At 36.0% G+C, this 21,457-nt stretch carries 15 protein-coding genes; 9 read left to right on the forward strand and 6 right to left on the reverse strand.

Annotation, left to right across the window (positions count from 1 at the left end):
- Positions 1 to 646: 646 nt before the first annotated feature.
- The 8 genes from AC2A1C_RS09640 to AC2A1C_RS09675 all read left to right on the forward strand — a co-directional run bounded on the left by AC2A1C_RS09640 (position 647) and on the right by AC2A1C_RS09675 (position 9,981).
- Positions 647 to 1,165 carry a hypothetical protein gene (locus AC2A1C_RS09640; RefSeq protein ID WP_484025501.1) on the forward strand — a complete coding sequence of 173 codons (519 nt, stop codon included), beginning with the start codon at positions 647 to 649 and terminating at the stop codon, positions 1,163 to 1,165.
- A 729-nt stretch (positions 1,166 to 1,894) separates the two neighbouring features.
- A complete protein-coding gene (locus AC2A1C_RS09645; RefSeq protein ID WP_484025502.1) occupies positions 1,895 to 2,308 on the forward strand; it encodes a helix-turn-helix domain-containing protein in 414 nt (137 codons plus the stop codon).
- A gap of 435 nt (positions 2,309 to 2,743) precedes the next feature.
- A complete protein-coding gene (locus AC2A1C_RS09650; RefSeq protein ID WP_484025503.1) occupies positions 2,744 to 4,375 on the forward strand; it encodes a hypothetical protein in 1,632 nt (543 codons plus the stop codon).
- Between the two features lie 33 nt (positions 4,376 to 4,408).
- Complete coding sequence (locus tag AC2A1C_RS09655) at positions 4,409 to 6,817, forward strand: hypothetical protein (RefSeq protein WP_484025504.1); 2,409 nt, start codon at positions 4,409 to 4,411, stop codon at positions 6,815 to 6,817.
- An 18-nt stretch (positions 6,818 to 6,835) separates the two neighbouring features.
- Positions 6,836 to 7,339, forward strand: a complete 504-nt coding sequence (locus AC2A1C_RS09660) for a hypothetical protein (protein ID WP_484025505.1) — start codon at positions 6,836 to 6,838, stop codon at positions 7,337 to 7,339.
- A gap of 81 nt (positions 7,340 to 7,420) precedes the next feature.
- Positions 7,421 to 7,855 carry a helix-turn-helix domain-containing protein gene (locus AC2A1C_RS09665; RefSeq protein WP_484025506.1) on the forward strand — a complete coding sequence of 145 codons (435 nt, stop codon included), beginning with the start codon at positions 7,421 to 7,423 and terminating at the stop codon, positions 7,853 to 7,855.
- 27 nt (positions 7,856 to 7,882) lie between these two features.
- Positions 7,883 to 8,206 carry a helix-turn-helix domain-containing protein gene (locus AC2A1C_RS09670; protein WP_484025507.1) on the forward strand — a complete coding sequence of 108 codons (324 nt, stop codon included), beginning with the start codon at positions 7,883 to 7,885 and terminating at the stop codon, positions 8,204 to 8,206.
- Positions 8,207 to 8,358: 152 nt separating this feature from the next.
- Positions 8,359 to 9,981, forward strand: coding sequence for a hypothetical protein (locus AC2A1C_RS09675; RefSeq protein WP_484025508.1), 1,623 nt, complete (start codon positions 8,359 to 8,361; stop codon positions 9,979 to 9,981).
- Between the two features lie 98 nt (positions 9,982 to 10,079).
- Here the strand turns inward: AC2A1C_RS09675 and AC2A1C_RS09680 are convergent, their stop codons facing one another.
- Positions 10,080 to 11,993: an alpha-amylase family protein gene (locus AC2A1C_RS09680; protein WP_484025509.1), complete on the reverse strand. Its 1,914-nt coding sequence runs from the start codon at positions 11,991 to 11,993 to the stop codon at positions 10,080 to 10,082.
- 38 nt (positions 11,994 to 12,031) lie between these two features.
- Here AC2A1C_RS09680 and AC2A1C_RS09685 point away from each other — a divergent pair, with 38 nt between their 5' ends.
- Positions 12,032 to 12,226 (forward strand): hypothetical protein, encoded by a 195-nt coding sequence (locus AC2A1C_RS09685; protein ID WP_484025510.1) that lies wholly within the window; start codon positions 12,032 to 12,034, stop codon positions 12,224 to 12,226.
- 66 nt (positions 12,227 to 12,292) lie between these two features.
- Here AC2A1C_RS09685 and AC2A1C_RS09690 read toward each other — a convergent pair whose 3' ends face one another.
- From AC2A1C_RS09690 to AC2A1C_RS09710, 5 genes are all read right to left on the reverse strand, one after another.
- Positions 12,293 to 13,228, reverse strand: coding sequence for a carbohydrate kinase family protein (locus AC2A1C_RS09690; RefSeq protein WP_484025511.1), 936 nt, complete (start codon positions 13,226 to 13,228; stop codon positions 12,293 to 12,295).
- A 39-nt stretch (positions 13,229 to 13,267) separates the two neighbouring features.
- Complete coding sequence (locus AC2A1C_RS09695; RefSeq protein ID WP_484025512.1) at positions 13,268 to 14,659, reverse strand: MFS transporter; 1,392 nt, start codon at positions 14,657 to 14,659, stop codon at positions 13,268 to 13,270.
- Between the two features lie 107 nt (positions 14,660 to 14,766).
- On the reverse strand, positions 14,767 to 16,350 hold the full coding sequence (locus tag AC2A1C_RS09700) for a RagB/SusD family nutrient uptake outer membrane protein (RefSeq protein ID WP_484025513.1): 1,584 nt from the start codon (positions 16,348 to 16,350) through the stop codon (positions 14,767 to 14,769).
- Positions 16,351 to 16,363: 13 nt separating this feature from the next.
- A complete protein-coding gene (locus AC2A1C_RS09705) occupies positions 16,364 to 19,168 on the reverse strand; it encodes a SusC/RagA family TonB-linked outer membrane protein (RefSeq protein WP_484025514.1) in 2,805 nt (934 codons plus the stop codon).
- A 70-nt stretch (positions 19,169 to 19,238) separates the two neighbouring features.
- Positions 19,239 to 21,254, reverse strand: a complete 2,016-nt coding sequence (locus tag AC2A1C_RS09710; protein ID WP_484025515.1) for a kojibiose hydrolase — start codon at positions 21,252 to 21,254, stop codon at positions 19,239 to 19,241.
- Between the last annotated feature and the right edge of the window lie 203 nt (positions 21,255 to 21,457).

Genomic DNA, 21,457 nt, shown 5'->3' on the forward strand with positions numbered 1-21,457 from the left:
TCTTTGTAGAGATGCTTTCAGCATGACAAATTTCGTGCATATTTTTGTAATTTATAAAAAATCAAAATTGTAAATATATAATAGTGTGTAATTAAACTATGACCTCAATAAAATTTAAACCGGCTCTAAACCCTTTATACATTTTTAGAAATTTGTTCGTCAAAAAAAATGTATCAAATGATTTGGCTTTACATTTATAATAAAAAAGGTTATTAGCTCTTCGCCAAAAAGTATGGAAATTAAATTATTGTCCATTGGATTTATCTCGACATAGGAAACGGAGGCGTTAAAAAATTTTGAAGAATTTCCGTTAAAAAATCTCCACTGTTTGAGTGGCGTCACTACTCTTTTTATGAAAGACAAAATCCTTGCTTCCGCCCGAGTTTTGGAGATTTTAGGAAATTCTTCAAAATTTTAGCCGAGTTTTCAAGTCTTGAACTTTTGGTCAATCTGAGCGGAGTCGAAGATTTGTTTCAAGACAAAAGAACATAGAATTGAAGATCATGAAAAACATTGAAATTCAATTCCACAGTTTTTGGCGAAGAACCAGGTTATTTTTCCCTGTAACAAAGGGTGATTTCCCCCTTTTTCAATAGTTCTTTCTTTTTTAGTTTTGCTACTTAATTTTTTTAAAAAATCAATTAATATGGCAAATTTAACGAACAATCGCCTGAACATTACGGCAACCGCGACACAAATTACTGCTGTGAAAAATGCATTGCAAACCATCACCACCAATCTCCCTTTTTTAATCGGGCTTACCACAGATGAGCGCATTGCTTTACCTGCAATAGACATCAGCAATAAAACCTTTACCGAAGATGCCATTAATGCGGCGGCAAACAACCCTACATTGATGCCCTCTTACCTGTCTGTAGCCAATATGCAAAATGACCTTACGCTTTTCAACCAGTTAGATGAAATTATTGTACTGGTAAAACAATTACAAGAAAAACTAGAAGATACCCAGCTATTAGCAGGAAGCGAAGCCTATACTTCTGCATTGGCGCTGTACAAATTATTTGGTTCGGCAGCAGATGCAGGTGTACCGGGTGCAGATGCCATTGTAGCACAATTAAAACAACGTTTCGCAGGTCAAGGTGGTACAGGCAAAACAATTCCTAACAACCAAATTCCACCGGCGCCACCCTCTACAGAACAATAAATTTCATAATTATAAAATAAAAGCTTTGCCGTCTTGGTAAGGCTTTTTTTGATTTTTTTAGTAAATAGTTTGTCATACTGAAAAACTTTATAGTTCTTAATTATTAATTCTTGGGTGCTATTTTTGCAGGGTGTTTGTCTTGCTGCAAGCATCTAAATAATAGTGTAGAGATTCCTTCGGAATGACAAACGTAGCGTTTTTACCATATTGTTTGTCATGCTGAAAGCATCTAAATCATAGTGTAGAGATTCCTACGGAATAACAAGCGTAGCGTTTTACCATATTGTTTGTCATGCTGAAAGCATCTTTGAATTCCCTTATTAGGTTTTTTTGCAGAGTCTTTGTCATGCTGAAAGCATCTAAATCATAGTGTAGAGATTCCTACGGAATGACAAACGTAGCGTTTTTACCATATTGTTTGTCATGCTGAAAGCATCTAAATCATATTGTAGAGATTCCTACGGAATGACAAACGTAGCGTTTTTACCGTATTGTTTGTCATGCTGAAAGCATCTCCGTATACCAATAATAATTAGCTATAAATAATAATGTAGTTATCTATAAATAATATTATAGTTATCTATAATTAATAATTTAGTTATTTGTAATTAATAATTTCATTATTTGTAATTAATAATTTCATTATTTGTAATTAATAGTATACTTATCTATAAATAATAAGATAATTATTTATAAATAATAATAAAGTTATCCTTTAAGGATAGCTAAATGTTAAATAATATTTGTAATTTAGATTTCAATAAAAATAATAGGATGGAAGTTGGTGTAAAAAAATATAAAAACATTACAGATGAGCATTACCCTAAGAATGGTAATATGATTAATTATTATATGGTGAGCAATCATATTAGTAAAGCTCAATTGGCAAAAGATTTAGGCATTTTACCTGCAACTCTTACAAAATATTTCAAGCAAGACTCTTTACAATTTGGCATTATCTGGAAAATAAGCAAGGCCTTGAATTATAATTTTTTGGCAAAAATGAGTGAGTTTTTACAGATTCCTTACGAAACACAAACCGAAAAAAAATTGAAAGACCAACTCATAGAAAAAGAAAAAGAACTGGCAGAGCTAAAAATTAAGATGGCGGTATATGAGCAATTGCATAATGCCAAAAAGTAAATAAAACACAAAACTTCATCCTTTTAAGTCATTTATTTTTCCTCATTTTGGTATAATAGCCTACCAAAAATAATAATCAATGTTTTTTATTATCAAAAATTATAGAATACAAAATATTGATTATCAACTATTTAAACAAATGAAAACCCTTTGAAAACCCTTGTTTTTAGCAAAATAGGCTTACATTCGCGCACTGGTTTTTTAGTAAAATGAAATATCATTACCAAATACTGAAATCCTACCTATTGCATACATTCTAAAAACACAAATTATGGAAAAAATTGCCACTATTCAAATTCTTTATAATTCTTATTGAAGCAATTGTTTCGCTCAAATAGGAACTAAAAACCTCCTTTAAAGATAACAAATCACTCTGTTCTAAAATATTTTAGAATATGATTCTTGAACATTACATAATTATAATTTAAATAAAAGATGAAAAAAAAAATTACAAGATTATCGTACATACATCGCTTTCTGCTGATGTGTATTGTAATGCTTCTACAAAGCCAAATGGCTTTTGCACAAACCAAGGTATTCCTCAACAGTGGCGGCAGCGGCACACAATCTGGCGCCAACTGGGAAAATGCCAAAGACTTTAACGCCTACTTTTCAGCTTATTATGGCCAAACACTAAACGCAAACGCCATACCTGCCAACACCAATATATATGTAGAGGAAGGTACCTATACAGTTTCTGTATTTCAGTCTTCTGGTGTGTATTTGGTAAACGACAATATCTTGATACAAGGCGGTTTTCCTGCTTCTGCTAGTGGTACGGATATCAGCGGTTACAACCCCGTAACCAATGTAACCAAAGTCATCATTAGCTATACAGCTCCAAGCAGTTCTACAAACCAGGGTGGCTGGCTGGCAAGTATGGACACTAGTGCTGCTACCAACGACTATATCATAAAAGGCTTTGAAGTTACTGGTACTGCCACACAGGGCGGTTCATTGTTTACTACTTTTGGACTTAGTGGAGGCACTTCGGGCCGTTATGTTTTTGAAGACCTCTATGTGCATGATTTCCCAAGCAGTAACCAGGGGATAATTAACCATAGAGATGGCGATGGTGGCGGAACGATTCTTTTAAAAAATTGTGTATTTAAAAATAATACGGGTACTGCTTTTGCTACTATAAATAACGATTCTGATGAGCATCCTTTAACTATTGAAAATTGCAGTTTTATTGGAAATACTGTATCAGCAGCTTCGGGAAGTGGAACAGGTGGTGCTATTACTACACGTTCAAGCATTACAGCCACCAACAGCAACTGGTGCAGCAATACAGCACTGGATTATGGCGGAGCCATTTTTCAATACCCTACTGGCGAAATCGTAACCTTCACTTTAACCAACTGCAATTTCTCCAAAAACTTTGCTACCCGTGGAAACGGAGGCGCATTGTATATTCAAAATGGTAAGTTTGTGCTTACCAACTGCAACTTTTACGAAAATGTTTCGCAAAATGGATTTGGCGGGGGCGCTATTTTTTGTTTCACAGGTTCTGCCCCAAGCACCATGGACAATTGCGTGTTTTATAAAAATGAAATGCGTTGCTCAAACGGTACCAGCTTAGATTATAGTGGCGGCGGTGCTATTTTTTGGAGCAATACGGCCAATAAACTCACTTTAACAAACTCAAAATTTGTAGGCAACTTTATCAGTGGTACAGCTGCCAATACTTTTCGTATTATAGGTGGAGCCATCAATTATAATAATAATCTGAATGGCGGCGGCGGTATGGATTTATCGAACGTCCTCTTTTATCAGAACGTGGGAGGAAGCATTGTAGCCAGTGTATCACCAAGTACCACGAATGATGGTGCTGATGTAGCAGCGCTCAGCGGTTCTTCTATTAACAAAATTACCGCCAATGCCACTACCAAAATGCAATTGGCCAGTGCTGCGAACTACTATGGCATAAGTAATGCTGGTACCAATCCTTACACTTTTACAGGTACAACTTTTGCCAATACTGGCGACGGCGGAGTGGGTACGCCCACCTATACCTGCCCGAGTGCATTGTGTAATGTAGGTAATTTAGCACCTATACTTAAATAACACCCCTCCTTATTAAACAGATAATACAAAGAAATGAAATATATAAACAACATAAATAACACAGGGGGCTTTTTACAAAAAAGTATAACCCGACTTTGCCTGATGGCTTTGCTGTTTTTGTGCAGTGTAGTGGTCAATGCGCAAATCTATATGGCAACTACTGCCGATGGTGGTAATAATGCCAACAATGGTCTTAGTTGGGCTTCACCAAAAGGACCTACTTATTTAACTACGCTGGCAGGTACAACCTTGGCAGCAGGCACCAAAATATATATCAAAGCAGGTACCTATACTTTTACCGGTAGTGGTAATCCAATAGGCATTAATAATAACAATGTATTGGTGCAAGGTGGTTTTCCTGCTTCGGCTTCAGGAACCGACATATCGGGTTATAACCCGGTAGCTAACCCTACAATTATTAAACTTTCAGGAACAGGGGCATGGGCATTTGGTACTAACGGCGCCACGACCACCACCGGTTCAACTATCAAAGGGCTTGAGTTTACCACGAATGATAATGCTGCCAACCAATCGGCTTTTTTCAGTAGATCGACAACAGGACCTAATAATTTGTTTTTTACGGATTTATATATACACGATATTAAAATTGGCAGAGGCGGCATCAACTTGACGTCTTATACGAGTGGCAGCAATACCGCTACAGTTACAAACTGCCTGTTTAAAGATAATACATCTAACGATATTGCCGGAGTACATACCGGAGCGGGGGTAATTTTGACGGTTAAAAACAGTGCTTTTTCTGGCAATGTTGGTAGTTGGGGTGGTGCTATTGCATTCCCGGGTGCTGCGGTATTTACTAATAATTCTTCTTTCTTTTATAATACTACTTTCTGTTTTAATAGAACCAATCAAGCCGCTTCTAAAGCAGCTGCCATTAATTCACTTGGAGGTACGCTAACCGTTGATGGTTGTACTTTTGAGAGTAATACAGTTGATGCAGTGGGCATCAACGCTGGCGGTGCAGGTGGCGCAATCCAGGTAACTGCTGGTAATTTTAATATTAAGAACTCCTATTTTTACAGAAACCTTGCTGGCGGGTATGGTGGTGCCATCAGTGTGCAAGCCTTTGATGCAGCCAGCAGTGTTGATAATTGTGTATTTTATGCCAATAGAGTTACATTCGGACAGGGAAGTATTGGTGGCTCCAACGCATTACTACCGGGTGGCGGTGCCATTGGGATTTTAGCAAGCGGATCTTCTGCAGCGGGTATCAGCATTACCAATAGCAAGTTTGTAAGTAATGGTGTAACGGATGCCTTTTTTAAAGGAGGTGCCATAGGTTTGCACACAAAAAACGGCAGCCAACCTCTATACACCGTAACTCTAAATGGATGTCTTTTCTATAATAATTATGTAGGAGCAACCAATCAAACCAACCGTCCAGGTTCGGCTGGAGCTGGGGGTAGTGATGTCAATACTTTGGGAAATGCAGCCGTAAACCCTGGGTTTAATATCTCAAACAGTGTAATGCAATTGGTAAGTGCAGCCACCTATACTGGCTCTTTACAAGCAGGGGGCTATACATTTGGTAGTGGTAACAGCTTTAACAATCAGCCTTCCCCTGGTGGTCTTGGCAATGATGGGGGTGTAGGTACACCGGCTGTGTTAAGCTGCCCTACGGCTATTACCGCACCTTGTTTGGCATCTGATGATCCTAGCCCTGTGTTAAGCGCAACCACCATCACCAATACCTGCCCAAGCAAAACCGTGGATTTAACCACTATTACGGCAACCAACCAAAATAGCGATGTTACCTTAACTTGGCATACAGGAAGTACACCTTCTGATGCCAATAAAGTTGCTACACCAACCAATGTAACACAAGGAGGTACGTATTACGCAGCTTTTTATGACCCTGTTGGTGGATGTTACAGCACAGGAACTACACCTGTCACCGTAATCATTGGTGCTTGTACCACTGTTACTAATGTTTGTCCTGCTACTACTGTAGATTTAACTACTTTGGTAAATGCGGGATCTTTACCGATCACATGGCATACAGGAACTCCTGCAAATGATGGTAATAAAGTTGCCACACCTACAGCTGTAGGGGCAGGCACTTATTATGCTGCCTTTTATGACACTACGGGCGGATGTTACAGCCCTACTACAGGTGCTGTGACGGTTACTATAAAAGTATGCGTCTGTACACAGCCATTCACCACGGGTACGCCAAACGGTTACACCAAAGTAGGGATCAATACCTTTACCAGTCTTCCTGTACCAGGATGGCCGGGAAATGTACCGAACGGATTCCTTGCGTTGGCTTCTACTAACAAAGGTTTTGTGCTTACAAGAACCACTTCGGCTTCCATTACAAATCCTATTGAAGGAATGCTGATTTATGATACGGGCAGCAACTGTATCAAGCTTTATAACGGTACTACATGGAACTGTATCACCAAAAGCTGTAATAATTAATCTTAAAATTTAATACACATGAAATCTACATATCAGAAAATAATTTTATTGAGCCTGATTTTAATAAATTTAGGAATAATAAATGCCCAGGTCGGGATCATAACAACTACCATAAACAGTTCCGGAATTCTGGATTTTCCTTCTGGAACGACTAATGGGATTATCCTTCCTTCAGTGTCCACACTTCCTGCTTCTCCTTCCAACGGTACTTTATTGGCAAGTTCTGCTGATAATACCATAAAAATGTATTCTAACGGGAGCTGGCAAAATCTGGCAGATACGGGAAGTGTTCCTACCATTTCCGGTGCTGAAGCAACCAATAACGGCGTGATTATGGGAGCGCCTTCTTCTTCTGCAACGGGGGTTTTGGTGTTGGAATCTGCCAATAAAGCTTTGATTTTACCTAAAGTGGCCGATCCTCACTTAAATGTGAAAAGCCCGGTTTCGGGAATGATCTGTTATGACACCACCAGCAAATCCCTTGCTGTTTTTGATGGCGTGAAGTGGAATTACTGGAGGTAATATGATATAATACAAGGCCGGCAATTTGCCTTATTTGCCGGCTTTTAATTGTGTGATACAGGAAATTAAATTAGAATCATTATGAATCTGAAAGAAATACATATAGGAAAACTCATAAAACAAAAGGCAGAAGAACTGGATATTCCTGTTCATCGGATCAGCAAATTCCTGAATTATGAGGAGGAGGAAATTGAGAAAATGTACCAATCGGCAAGCATAGACACCTATGTTCTTCTTCGATGGAGCAAACTTTTGAAATATGATTTTTTCAGGGTTTATACTGGTCATCTGATTTTGTATTCGCCACCTTCTGCCGAATCCCCGAAACAGGCTGCAAATATTTCAAAAAATAAACTGCCAAATTTCCGTAAGAATATTTATACGCGTGAGATTATTGATTTTGTTCTGGAAAAAATAAGTACCAAACAAATGACCATTAGCGAGGTAATTAAAAAATACAACATCCCGAAAACCACCCTTTATAAGTGGCTGAAAAGGAACAATGTTAGCTATTGAAAGTATTCATATAAATCCAGAGATTACATGAAACCAAATTATCAACAGCTTTATACAGATATTATTATCGAAAAATATCCTGAGAAAATGAAGGATTCAGCCATTAAGATCAAAATTGAAAATATTCGCAATACCATGGATGTATTGGATATTAATAATATGATTTTTGGTGTGAAACAATTAACAGAAATCAGAAACCGGCAACTCCGTACTTATGATGTAAACTCTATACAGGTAATTTTGGATTACCAAAGAAAAAATAATCTCAGTAATAATCAATTGTCTATGCATTTCAAATTGAGTAGGAATACTATAGCTAAGTGGAAAAAATTGTTCCCCGAAATTGTTTAGCGGAAAAATAATGGTTTTTATTTTTATAAGTTTCTAAGGAAGATCTTTACTCATAATTATTAATGATTGCTTTTTGTTGTTAAAAAAATATGCAAAGCATAATTTATATGTATTTGTAAGCGTAAATTAAATTAAAGAAAAAAATAAGAATGATGAAAAAAAATCAATTATCTCTGCTCCTAATGTTAGGAGTGTCTTCAATGATGTTTTCACAAATCGGAGTTGGAATTGATCAGCCTGACAATTCTGCAATGTTCGATGTTACAAGTACAGATAAGGGTATATTATTCCCTCGTGTAGATTTGCAATCTCTTACCGATACAACTACCGTCCCGAATCCCGCTAATGGTTTAACTGTATTTCAGGTTACGGATTTAGCAAACAACCCTTTCAATACCATGGTGGACGGCTACTATTATTGGAGTGCGGCGGAAAGCAAATGGATAAAACTTCACACTTCAATAGATAACTGGAATTTAAAAGGCAATGCAGGAACAAACCCAGCAGGGGGAGCTGTTACTGATGGCGATTTTTTAGGTACCACAGATGCAAAAGATTTTCAGATAAAAGTAGGAACAGACCCTGTTTATAATAATATTATGCGGGTAAAAAATGCCAAGGGGCATGTGCAATTTGGTAATTGGCGAGACATATCGGCTGCGGCTAATATTGCAGACCCAGATGTATTATTTAATGGAACATTTACAAACGCTCCTGCTAATTTTGCCGTGCAAAACAATTTTACAACAAACGATCTTAACACAGGATTTTTTATAAACAATACCCGCTCAGCAGCATATATAAATAATCCAGGAAGTATCCAGTTTTTTGGTGACATGAATTATGTAAACCTGCGTGCCAATAGTTATACAGGACCAATGGTGGGCAGTTTTAACCAAATCCGTTTAACTGATTCAAGCACCCTTAATGTATCAGTTGCAAATGCACAGACAGCGGGATCTATTGGTTTAATGTCCATACAACTTGGTTCTACCTTGACTGGAAGTACAAACTTTGGTTCTGCTGGAGTTTTTGGTAATTATTCAAACTCTGGAACTGTTAACAATGCGGCTGCGGCTGTGCTAGGTGGTGTTGTTTCAGGAAACGGAACGTTCAATGGTACTATTGCAGGAATACAAGGTTTATTATCATCTAGTAATATATTTAACGGGCAAACGTTTGGTGCACAAGGAAGTATTACCAAAGGTACATTTAATAATACTACCGGTGCTGCTTTAATAGGTGTGGATGCCAACATTCCAAGTACAGGCAGCGCTTCTTTTGCAGCCAATACTTCTGTTTATGGTTTGCGTTCCAATGTAGCGGCTTCTAGTATAGTAAATGGTTATGGTTTGTATATAGAAGATGTAGCCGGAAGCACTTCACAGCATGGCGTTTATCAGACAGGAACAAATGATATAAATAATTTAGCAGGTGCTACTGCTATTGGTACAACCGCGTCCCCAAATTCTACATTGCAGGTAGCGGGTTCTTTAGCTACCAATATTGCAACAGTTGCTTCAGGAGCAATCCCAGATACTGCACATACTGTATTGGTTCAAGGTGCATGTGCAATGCCTTTAGCTTCTGCCAGCAATACCGGGAGGATATATTATTTAATAAATGATACCGCGGGAAGTGTTACCGTTTCAGGAACTTTCAGGGCAAATGGTGCCAATTTTGCAAATCTTGGTTTAGGCACAACACCTTCATCCAATATGGGATTTGTGGTTCAAAGTAATGGTTCGGCTTGGGTATTAATCTCAAGATTATAAAAATAAAAACAATTATTCATATTTTATAAGAAGCCATCTCGTAAAAATGAGACGGCTTCTTCTTTTGACTGAGGAAACTATAAAAGCAAATTAATATTTTATTCTGCCACAGCCAACCACAAAACGCTATAGCTTCCTATAAAGTTTTCATGTTGAAGCGTAAATTTTTCGCTGTCTTTCAATAAATTTTTCACTTTTTTGTTAAGACCAATAAACCAGCTTTGAAAAACCGTTTCATAAGGGGAAAAATTAGCAATTACCCAAATGCTCTTTCCTGAATGGTCTGTTTTTTTGAACACTAAAAGATGAGAGTTTCCGCTGTCTATCAATTCAATATCGTTATTATCTGCAAAAGCAGGAATTTCTTTCCTTAAAGAAATCATTTTTTGCAAATTTTCAAAAACTGACTTTTGAATAGGATACTTTTCTAAATTTTCGGCAACTTCCCAGTTCATCATCGGACGATGAAGCCAGCGATTGTCATTCTTCTTATCTTCTTCTTTCAGATAATCATAAAAGTTAGTAGAAGCAATTTCGTCTCCGCTGTAAATCATAGGGATTCCCCCTAATGACAAAATAATTGCATGTTGAAGAGTAATTCTCCTCAAAGCCAAATTAATCTGAAAATCATCATTAACTTCCATCGCTCTTTCCAGACCACAAAGACTTGCCATTGCACCGCTTAATCTGGCATTTCCGTTAGGTTCTTGCATAAAACGTTTTCCTCTACCAAAATTTCGCCCTTCGTCACAATAATATTCTAACATATACAATCTATGTTGGAGCGGATTTTTTCCCAATTCTGTAATAAGATGATCTTCAAAGCCAAGTCCAATATCATCATGACAACGGGCATAATTAATCCAAGTCGTATTCTTTGGTTTTTTCGGAATGGCATGAATGGATTTTCTGAGTAAATCTGTATTTTGGGAGGCAATCGCTTCCCAGCTCAATGCCATAAATGTTGCATTATAAGCAATATCGCATTCATCTCCTTGTGCAATTCCTTCCCCGAAATATTTTATAATTTCCTGAGGAGCTACAATTGCTTCCGCAATGTAAGCAATTCCCGGAGCTACAATCTGCCCACAAAGTTTAAAAATTTGTAAAACGGTATGTACTTCCGGCAAATTCTGATTGAACCTGCCGATGTCTTTCCACATATAAGCAACCGCATCCAAACGGAAAATATCGACACCTTTGTTCGCCAAAAAAAGCATTGCGTCTATCATTTCCACCAAAACTTCAGGATTGTGGTAATTGAGATCCCATTGATAATTATGAAAAAGCGTCATCACCCATTCTTGGGTATTTTCCAGCCATGTGAAATTTCCGGGAGCAGTGTCCGGAAAAATTTCGAGCATGGTTTTTTCATACTCATCGGGTAACGTTCTGTCTTTAAAAAAATAAAAATAATCTTTATACTTCTGATCCCCATTTTTTGCTTTTATTGCCCATTCATGAGAATCTGCACAATGATTGAGTACAAAATCCATAATGACATTCATATCATTGGCGTGAAGTTCTCGGGATAAGTTTTCAAAATCTTGCATTGTTCCCAGTTTCGGATTGGTTTCGCGATAGTTTTTCACCGCATAACCTCCATCATTTTCAGGTTCCGGAACGTCTAAAAAAGGCATTAAATGCAGTGTATTGATTCCCAGTTTTTTGAAATAGGGAATTTTTTCCTGCAATCCTTTAAAGTTTTTGTTGAATCTTTCCGTGTAAAGCATCATTCCCACGATTTTTTCGGAAGAATACCAGTTGGGAGTTTTATAGCGCTCTACATCTAATTTTTTTAATGCTAAAGAACGTTCTTTGAATTTTTCAACTAAAATTTTGATTAAACCTTTGAAAGACTGTTCTTTATTCGGGTGATGTTGATATAGTTTTTCAAATAAATCTGAAATAATAGGGAAATTTGCTCCTAATCTCAAATGGAAATCGGGATCTGAAATTTCGTTGCCGTTGATAAAAGCGTATAATTGGGAAAGTTTATAGGCTTGTTGCATTTTGTTTAGTTTTTACCATAAAAGAGCCGAAAAAGAAATTGTTTTTACAATTTTGTGATCATAAAGCTGCTCCTTGTACTTTAGCGGTTGCTTTGTTGCAGCCCGACCTGAGTGGAGCTCTCCCGAAATGCAATGGGTTTTTGGTTTGGCTTCGGGAAGCGGGAACGGAGGGCGGTAAAGCTGCCCAAAAAAATATTTTGTTGAATCTTTTAAATAAGAAAGTGCTTTACTAAGTCTTTATTTAAAGTTCCGTTATCTCAATTGATATCACTGTTTTTCTGTTTTTTATGGTTTTGAAATTATGTATTAACTTTTTTTAATTGTTCTAAAGTAGGTAATGCTTCTATTGCACCAAATTCCGTTGTGGAAATGGCCGCTACTTTATTAGCAAAACGTACATAGTTTTTTATTTCTTCAAAATTTTCAGGATTTTTATCACAAATCTGCTTCAGCATCGCTCCTACAAAAGCATCACCTGCACCAGTAGTATCAACAGCTTCTACAGAAATACTTGGGATAATTTCAAAATTTTCATTGAAATAAAGCAGCGTTCCTTGTTTGCCAAGAGTAATGCAAACGATGGCATTTTCTTTTACATCAAAAGATTTAATAGCGTCTTGTAAATCTTCTTTTCCTGAAATGAGTTTTGCTTCTTCGTCTGAGAGTTTTATAAAATCTGATTTTTGAATAAAATCGTTAGAAAATTTAATAAAATCTGAAGTATTGTCATTCCATAACGCATCACGGAAATTTGGATCGAAGCTGATGAAAAAATTATTTTCTAAAGCATACTCTAATGTCTTGAAATAAGTTTCTGTTAATTTTCCACCCAAAAATCCGGTAGCTGATCCGAAATGAAAAACTGCTTCTTCTTTTGGTAACTTCATTTCTTCAAAAGTTAGTAATTCATCTGCTCCGCGCATAAAGATAAAGTCTCTGTCACCTCCTTTTTTAATGCTTACATAGGCAAATGTGGTAGATTCTTTGGTTAAAATCAAGTTTTCTGTATTGATGTTGTCTTTCACCAATATTTCTTTCAAAAACAAACCAAAAGCATCGTTTCCTACTTTCCCGGCAAAGGCAGCTTTTCCTCCAAGTCTGGAACAGGCTATTGCTGCATTAGCAGGAGCACCACCTGCTTTTTTAATGAAATTGACAGATTCTACAAGAGAAGAGTCGATATCTGTGGAAATCCAATCGATGAGAAGTTCTCCGATACAGAAGAGTGTTTTCATGTTTATGATAAATGATAATTAATAAATTATTGTTTTTTTCTAATTGCTTTGTCTTACTCTCATAAAAAGTACCGAAATACTGGCTAAAATAAATAAGACTCCTGCCATAAGAATGGCATTGACAGGGTTGTTTCCTAATGCATTTTTAAAAATCCATCCAAAGGAAATGGTTTGTATAAGCATTGGGATTACGATCATCATATTAATAATTCCCATATAAACGCCTCGTTTTTCCGAAGGGATATCGGGTGAAACCATAGAATAGGGAAGTCCCATCATGGAAGCCCAACCTATCCCGAATAATATCATGGGAAGTAAAATAAGGTATTCGTTGGTAATGAAAGGTAAAATTAATAAAGATACCGCAGTTCCTAATAATGCAGCAACGTGTACTTTTTTGGTTGAATATTTTACAGCAAGCGGAACCAATAAGAGTGCGGTAATCATCGTAACGATGTTATAAGTACCATTCATGAGTCCGGTTTGTCCTACCGCAACTTCTACGTAATGAGAAATTTTGTTTGCCCAGTCTATGTCTGTGGAACCTACTTTAGCACCCGATTTTACCAATTCTAAAATTTTAGAGGCCTTTTGCTCATCAGATTCTGAAACATGATAAATGGTCTTTTTTATGAGTGGAGTTGCGAATTGCCAATAAATAAACAATGCATACCACTGAAATAAATAGACTAATGCCAATTGCCAAAGAATTTTAGGCATTTCTTTAATAGCTTCAAAAATTTCAATAAAAGGACTAAAGAAATTCCTGTTTTTATTTTCTTCTCTTAATTTTTGCAATTCTTCTTCACTTGGTGGAATTTCCGGAGTTTTATACACAGACCATCCTACTGAAGCAATAGAACATACTGAGCCCAAAAAAAATGAATAATATACCCAAGCTGGAATTCCGGTTGAAGAATTTCCTCCAAAATATTTTTGGAAAACAAATAGGGAAAGGTTTGCCAGTGTAATTCCGGCACCTACAAATAAACTTTGCATCTGAAATCCAAAAGTTTGCTGATTTTCCGGCAGTTTATCTCCAATAAAAGCTCTGTAAGGTTCCATAGCTGTATTGTTGGCGGCATCTAAAATCCACAATAATCCGGCTGCCATCCAAATAGATGAACTAAACGGAAAAATAAATAAGGCTATGCTGCAAAGTAAGGCACCAATTAAAAAGAAGGGCTTTCTCCGTCCCCATTTTGGCGACCATGTTTTATCACTCATTGCACCAATTAGCGGTTGGATGAGAAGTCCTGTAACGGGACCTGCCAAATTGAGAATGGGCAACTGTTCTGCATGAGCTCCCAGAAAAGAATATAACGGATTTACAGCAGTCTGCTGCAATCCAAAACTGTATTGGATTCCGAAGAAACCTACATTCATATTCCAGATTTGCCAAAAGCTGAGTTGGGGGAGTTTGGTTTTCATTGAAGGCAAAAATTTAGTAAATAGTCTTGAAAATTTTAAAAATGTGGAACATAAAAAGCTATGTTCCACATTAAAGTACAAAATTAAAATGTTATGAAGAAAAATTGTTAGTATCCTGGGTTTTGATGCATAGTTGGTGCAGCTGTAAGTGCAGCAGCAGGAATTGGAAATACCATCACATGTCTGTCAGAAGTATTAGTTCTACCTTGGCATGGCTGAAGAAAAGTACCAAAACGAATTTGATCGGTTCTTCTATGTCCTTGCCAATATAGTTCTCTCGCTCTTTCATCTAATATATCCTGTAAATTACTAATTGTAATAGTAGATGCTCCTCTAGCGGTTCTTAGTTGGCCTACTAAAGTATTAGCAATAGCAAACTCATTTTTCCGAGCATGTGCTTCAGCTTTCATTAATAAGCAATCAGATAAACTCAAAAAAACAAAGTCGTTATTAGCATTAGAATTAACTTTGCCTACAGCTGAAAAATCAGGAAGGTATTTAATAACTCTCATTCCTTGAGCTTCATTAGATGAAAAAAGATCAAAATCAGTTGTAAATATTAGAGGTGCACCTTGTCTGGTTTTTAATGCAACTCCATTATAATCGTATTGTTGCCCTAACAATAAACCAGCTTTAATTCCACTATTGGTTGTAAGGTATGGAAGTGAAGTAGAAAGTCTAGGATCATTAGGGTCAGTATTAATGAATTTATTATATAAATCAGTAGTAGTTACGGGGCCGTTATAGCCGTCTGGAATTTGCTTATAATGAGTAGTCATAAATGAAAACTGAAACATAGCAGAACCAATACTGTTAGTATTTTGCTTTGAAAAAATGATTTCAGTAGATTTTTCGCCATTATCAGGAGCGAAATTTTGAAAATAATTTTGTCCTGCTGTATTTCCTGCAATATTGGTGAAACTAGTACCAGCCATTGCTAAATCTGCATATTGAATAACTTTGTCCATATCTGTAGACTGAAACATATCTGAAGTTACTTCTTGTGGTTTTCCGTCTGCATCAGTAGCCTTGTAAACAGCTCTATTGAGGTACATTTTTGCTAATAATGCATATCCTGCATTTTTACTGGCTTTATATGCAGTAGATGGCGAATAAGCTGGTAAGTTATTTACTACAGCCTCTAATTTTGCGATTTCTTTATCAATAGCTTCCGCTCTCGTCCAATATATTGATGGAACAGATGATGCTTCTTTAGGCTCTCTCAATATCGTTTGTCCAAAGTGGTCGGTTAACAACCATAAAAAATAGGTTTGTAAGAAGGTTGCTTCTGCTTTTTCTTGAGTGGTAGCATTAGCAAATCCTAAAACTTGCGTAGCATAAGCAATACCTTTATTAATATCATTAAAACTATTGACAACTTGAGGATTAGAAGGAGTCCAAGTATGTAAATGCATTTGTTGCCATTTTCCACCATCATACCAGTCAGAGCCTCGAGTTGGCTTTGCCTCTTCATCTGAAGAATCTTCATTGAGTGTCCATATAGACCAAGGACTTCCAGGGCCTTCTAAAAGAGTATAAGTGTATGCTAAAGTTTGGCTTGCTGTTAATAAAGTTTCTGCCTTTGGGTCGTTTTCTGCTATTGCATCGTTTAGCCTTTCATCTATATTACAACTTACCAAACTGAAAAATAATGCACTTACCGCAAATATGGTTGTATTTCTTTTTTTCATGATTTTAAATTTTTTAAAAATTAACATTAATTCCTGCTGAGAATACTCTAGCTTTTGGGTATGAAGCGTAATCAATACCATAAGATGGAACACCATTGATTGCTTTATTTGTATTTACCTCAGGATCGAATCCATCATATCCGGTTATTATAAATAAATTTTGCCCTGTAACATTAAACCTAATGGATTTTATTACATCAAAGACTCCTCCTTGACCTTTTAAAGTATAGCCAATACTCATGTTAGCTAATCTAAAGAAATCAGAGGAGTGTAAAAAACGAGTAGAAGCAGCGTTTGCATTTCCAGTTAGAGCTTCACCATTATTTACAATATCTCTGGTTACATTAGTGCCTTGCGACAAAGCCGCAGAATAGAATAAAGCATTTGCAGTATTATCATAAACAAGCCCTCCATATTGTCCGTATCCGTTTACTGCAAAATCCCATTGTTTATAATTTCCTTTTACATATAAGCCAACATTATAATTTGGAAGGGCAGAACCAGAATGCATTTTTACAGCCTTACTTATATCACTTGTCGTACCACCATCTGCTGTTTTGTATAAAGATAAACCATTAGCATCAAAGCCTACAAATTGTAGTAAATTAAATGTATAAAGTTCTGTTCCTTCAAAGTGCCCTTGTGCAAATTCATCTGTTAAACCTTGACCGTTAAGTGTCCCTGTCCTGATTCCTTCAATACCTGTAAATCCATCTGCTTTTATTCCAGTAGTTTTGGTGGTATTATATGAAATGTTTCCTCCAAAGTCTAAATTGAAATTTTCAGATTTTATAACCTTGTAATTTAGAGAAAATTCGATTCCTTTAGAGGTCAGTTCTGTATTTTTTAAGTTTCTCCAACTAAACGGAAGATCCGTAGGTCTTTGAATTTCTGTTGTATACCATAAAATATCAGTACTTGTTTTTTTATAAACATCTAAAGTACCTGAGATTTTATTATTTATTAATGCAAAATCAATACCTGCATTATATTGAGTGGTTTGTTCCCATTTAAGATCAGGGTTACCATAATTTACAGTTCTCCATACACCATTTACAGGTCTTAAAATAGTTCTTGATGCACCAGCAGGAAAATCTTGATTACCTGTAATTCCCCATCCACCTCTTAGCTTTAATGAATTAAAGATTTTAGGAGCAAATTCTTCTCGGTCAATATTCCAAGCTGCTGAAATTGCTGGAAATGTTCCATATTTATTATTTTGACCAAATTTTGAAGAGCCGTCTCTTCTTACAATTGCATTCAAAGTATATTTATCTTTATATGTAAATATAGCTCTACCAAAAAAAGATTGCAATTTTACAGTAGGATCATTATAAGCAGTATTTACAAACTGACCAGTTCCAGAAGTATTTACTTTGGTTCCAATGTAAATATTGTCAAGATAATCATTTTGATCATGTGAATTTCCAAATCCGGTAACCACTATTGTTTCACCGTAATTATCAAACTGTTGGAATGAATAACCTGCTAAGGCATTTAATTTTAATTCTTCCGTTAAGTTTGTGTTATAATTTAATGTATTTTCTACTAAATAGTTGTATTTTCTAATGTTAGCTAGTCCGGCAACTCCATCTGCAGATGCAATTTGATTTACATTAATATAATTAGATGCAGCAACTCCTCTTTGTGAGTTTGAATAATCTACTCCAAAGCTAGTTTTGAAATCAAGTCCTTTCATTACAGTAAGAGTAGCAGCAATATTACCAACAGTTCTAAAGGTTTTAGTAATATCTGTATAATAGTGGAGTAGGTTGAGTGGATTTCTTGGATTATCAGAAATTTTGGTATAACCCGAAACCTCATTAGGATCATAAAGATTTAATGTAGGATTCCATCGAAGTGCACTGATAACTATATCACCCTCTGCACCGGCTGATTCTGCTAAAGGTGGGGAATATGCTTTTATAAAACTTGCAGATAGACTGGATTCTAAATTCAATTTTTTATCAAAAAACTTTTGATTAATAAAATATGATATGTTTGTCTTATTTTGTCCCGAGTTTTTTAGAATACCTTTTTGGTCGAGATACCCCAAAGATATTCTGTAACTACCATTTTCTGAACCTCCACCATATGATAAATCATATTGTTGATTAGACCCTGTTCTTAAAACAGATTTCAAAGGATCGATGGAAGCTCCTTTATTATTTGATGGTCTAGCTGCTGCAAATTCAGAAGCTGAAAGCAAGTCATATTTTTTTGAAATGTTGCTAAAACCTGCTGTACTAGAAAAAGATAATTGGCCTATACCTTTTTTGCCTTTTTTAGTAGTGATTAAGATTACACCGTTTGCTCCTCTCGATCCGTAAATAGCTGTTGCAGAGGCATCCTTCAAAACATCAATACTTTCGATATCACTAGGATTTATGAAATTCATTGGATTTGATGCTGCACCAGCTCCAAAACCTAAATCTGCTCTTCCGGAGCTACTGTCTCCTGAAGATAGTGGAACTCCATCTATTACATATAAGGGATCTGCACCAGCTCTTACAGAGCTAAAACCTCTAATAGTAACAGAGGATTTACCATTTGGATCTCCACTGGAAGAAGTAATCTGTACGCCAGCTGCCTTACCTTGTAATAGTTGATCTGGGGAGGTATTGACTCCTTTGTTGAAATCATCTGCTTTTACAGACGTAAGTGCACCTGTCGCATCTTTTTTCTTGGTACTTCCATACCCAATAAGAACTACCTCTTCAATTTTTTTCTCTTTTGTTTGGTCTTCTTGTTCTTGTGCCATGGCAATTCCGTTTACCATTAAGCCTACGAGAAGCAAAGGGAGTTTTAATTTTTTCATATAGTATATATTAATTAAAAATTGTTTTTTACAAGTGTAATTGATATTCAACAAAGGGATATTAAAACGATTATTGTTTTATTTCTATCGTTTTTTCATCGAGTCCAATTCCTTTTATTTTTATTGATTTCCATTTTTTAGGAAGGATTCCTTTATTGTACTGTATCCCTTTATCGGTAAGTTCTACTCCTCCGAAACCATAAATAATACCTTGCAGCATAGCTCCTGCTCCTGTAGCAAAATAGGGGTTATTACTTTTTGCAGATTCTGAAAATACTCCGAAAGGAGGTCTTGAATTTGGAAGATACGATTTCACGAAATATTCATAAGCTTTTTCTGCATTTCCCATTCTTGCGAACATTACCGTCATTACTCCGGCTCCCATTGCAGGACCATCATTTTTATCCATTTTTTCAGAATAATAGTTCAGGTCTTTTTCTATCTGATTTTTGTCTGTAATAATGTGTAAAGGATATGCCAATAGATTTACATCGGCTTGTTTTATCATTTGTCCTTTGTAGCCTTTATAATTTTGTGTAATTCCGTTTTCTTTATGAATTACTATTTTATCGGCTACTTCCTGCCACATTGGATTGGTTTTTTCTCCTAAGATTGTGGCTGCTTTTATAGTATTGCGCAAGGTTTCTATTGCGGCACCGTTGGTAAAAGCGTTATCATCTATATGTTGTGCATATTCATCTGCGCCTACTACATTTTTTATAGAGTAACTTCCGTCATCATTTTTATGAACCCTACTTACCCAAAAGTCAGCCGTTTCTTTTAAAACTTTATAATTTTCTTTTAGCCAATTTTTGTCTTGTGTTACAGTGTAATAATTCCAGAAAGCTATGGCTACATCTGATGTAATATGTTGCTCGAAAATTCCCGTCAAAGCCCAAGTTGGTGTTGCTTCTTCTCCGATATCATCCGATTCCCAAGGATACATAGCACCTTTATATCCATAGATCATCGCTTTTTGTTTGGCTTTTTCCAAACGATCTGCTCGATAATCCAAGCAAGATTTTGCCATTTCCGGCTGAAGAGCCAAAAATATAGGATACATCCATAGCTCTGCATCCCAAAAAATATGTCCGTTATATCCTTGTGAAGAAAGTCCCATTGGAGCGATGCTTTGTCTGGAATTGGGACGTATAAAAGAATACAAATTATAAAGCGCAAAACGTACTCTTTGTTGAGCATCCAAATCGCCTTCTATTTCTATATCTCCGGAATTCCAAAGTTCTGCCCAAGCATTTTTATGTCGGTTTAGCATTTTGTCAATACCTTCTTGTAAAGCAAAAATTGGTTGTCTTTCAGATTCGTTCAGAGGGTCGGTTACATCTTTTGAAGTGCAGATTCCTCCCGCAATAGCAAAACGATATTTTTTTCCTTTTTCTAATTTTTTGGTAAAACCTACCTCTTCATTTATATATTTTAGTTCTTCCTTTCCTTCATCAAACAAAAAGGTAGTAGAAGCGGCAACTTTGTATTTTCCGTTTAAGGTATTGGCAACAGTGCCGAAAACCGGCATCAAATATTCATTATCTTTTAGGACGCGGTAATTTTTTTTCGCATTCTTCAATTCATCCGGAACTACCATATAGTTGAATGCCGAAATTTCGATGTCCTTTTTCGGGGTAATTTCCACAATTGCCATTGCTGCAAAAGGATTGGCTCTGTTCGCAAGAATGCTGTAATCTATCGTTGCCAAATCTTGAAAGCTGAAAGATGTAGTTGAAATGCCGTCTTTCATATCAATAGTTTGTTGCCAATTGCTGATATTTTGTCCGGATATTTCTTGGTTGTTGATTTTTAGCCTCAGATTTAGAAATTCTATACCTCTTACAATTCTGCTTATGCCATTTTCCGGACTAGCCTCATATACACCACCCAAAATAACTTCTTTATGACGTAAAGGAGTATCATCTGTTACAATACCGAATTGACCATTTGCCATAGAAACTCCGTTGTATTTGTCTCTGGAATTGGCAGTAAGATGCCATCCATCGGAAATATGGGTTTGAGCAAATAGCACTGGTGCAATGCATAAAGACGAAATTATTCTTAGGTTATGGAAAATTTTCATTTTCAGGTTATATTTTTGTGTTATCAAATTTTAAAAAAGTAGAAAGAATTAAAATTTATTATTACGTATTTATAATTTTAATAAATTGTTTTACTCTTTACATTTTACTGTGTAAATTATCTTTACTATTATTATAAAAACAGTATGTCTCAAATATATTTTTTTTTTGTATATAAAAAATTATATCATATTGTCTTTTTATA

The organism is Chryseobacterium sp. HNCC26DJ241 (assembly GCF_057180505.1).

Bases quoted from the DNA above. Each gene is read 5' to 3' on its own strand.
- AC2A1C_RS09640 (WP_484025501.1), top strand. From the start codon at position 647: ATGGCAAATTTAACGAACAATCGCCTGAACATTACGGCAACCGCGACA.
- AC2A1C_RS09645 (WP_484025502.1), top strand. From the start codon at position 1,895: ATGTTAAATAATATTTGTAATTTAGATTTCAATAAAAATAATAGGATG.
- AC2A1C_RS09650 (WP_484025503.1), top strand. From the start codon at position 2,744: ATGAAAAAAAAAATTACAAGATTATCGTACATACATCGCTTTCTGCTG.
- AC2A1C_RS09655 (WP_484025504.1), top strand. From the start codon at position 4,409: ATGAAATATATAAACAACATAAATAACACAGGGGGCTTTTTACAAAAA.
- AC2A1C_RS09660 (WP_484025505.1), top strand. From the start codon at position 6,836: ATGAAATCTACATATCAGAAAATAATTTTATTGAGCCTGATTTTAATA.
- AC2A1C_RS09665 (WP_484025506.1), top strand. From the start codon at position 7,421: ATGAATCTGAAAGAAATACATATAGGAAAACTCATAAAACAAAAGGCA.
- AC2A1C_RS09670 (WP_484025507.1), top strand. From the start codon at position 7,883: ATGAAACCAAATTATCAACAGCTTTATACAGATATTATTATCGAAAAA.
- AC2A1C_RS09675 (WP_484025508.1), top strand. From the start codon at position 8,359: ATGAAAAAAAATCAATTATCTCTGCTCCTAATGTTAGGAGTGTCTTCA.
- AC2A1C_RS09680 (WP_484025509.1), bottom strand. From the start codon at position 11,993: ATGCAACAAGCCTATAAACTTTCCCAATTATACGCTTTTATCAACGGC.
- AC2A1C_RS09690 (WP_484025511.1), bottom strand. From the start codon at position 13,228: ATGAAAACACTCTTCTGTATCGGAGAACTTCTCATCGATTGGATTTCC.
- AC2A1C_RS09695 (WP_484025512.1), bottom strand. From the start codon at position 14,659: ATGAAAACCAAACTCCCCCAACTCAGCTTTTGGCAAATCTGGAATATG.
- AC2A1C_RS09700 (WP_484025513.1), bottom strand. From the start codon at position 16,350: ATGAAAAAAAGAAATACAACCATATTTGCGGTAAGTGCATTATTTTTC.
- AC2A1C_RS09705 (WP_484025514.1), bottom strand. From the start codon at position 19,168: ATGAAAAAATTAAAACTCCCTTTGCTTCTCGTAGGCTTAATGGTAAAC.
- AC2A1C_RS09710 (WP_484025515.1), bottom strand. From the start codon at position 21,254: ATGAAAATTTTCCATAACCTAAGAATAATTTCGTCTTTATGCATTGCA.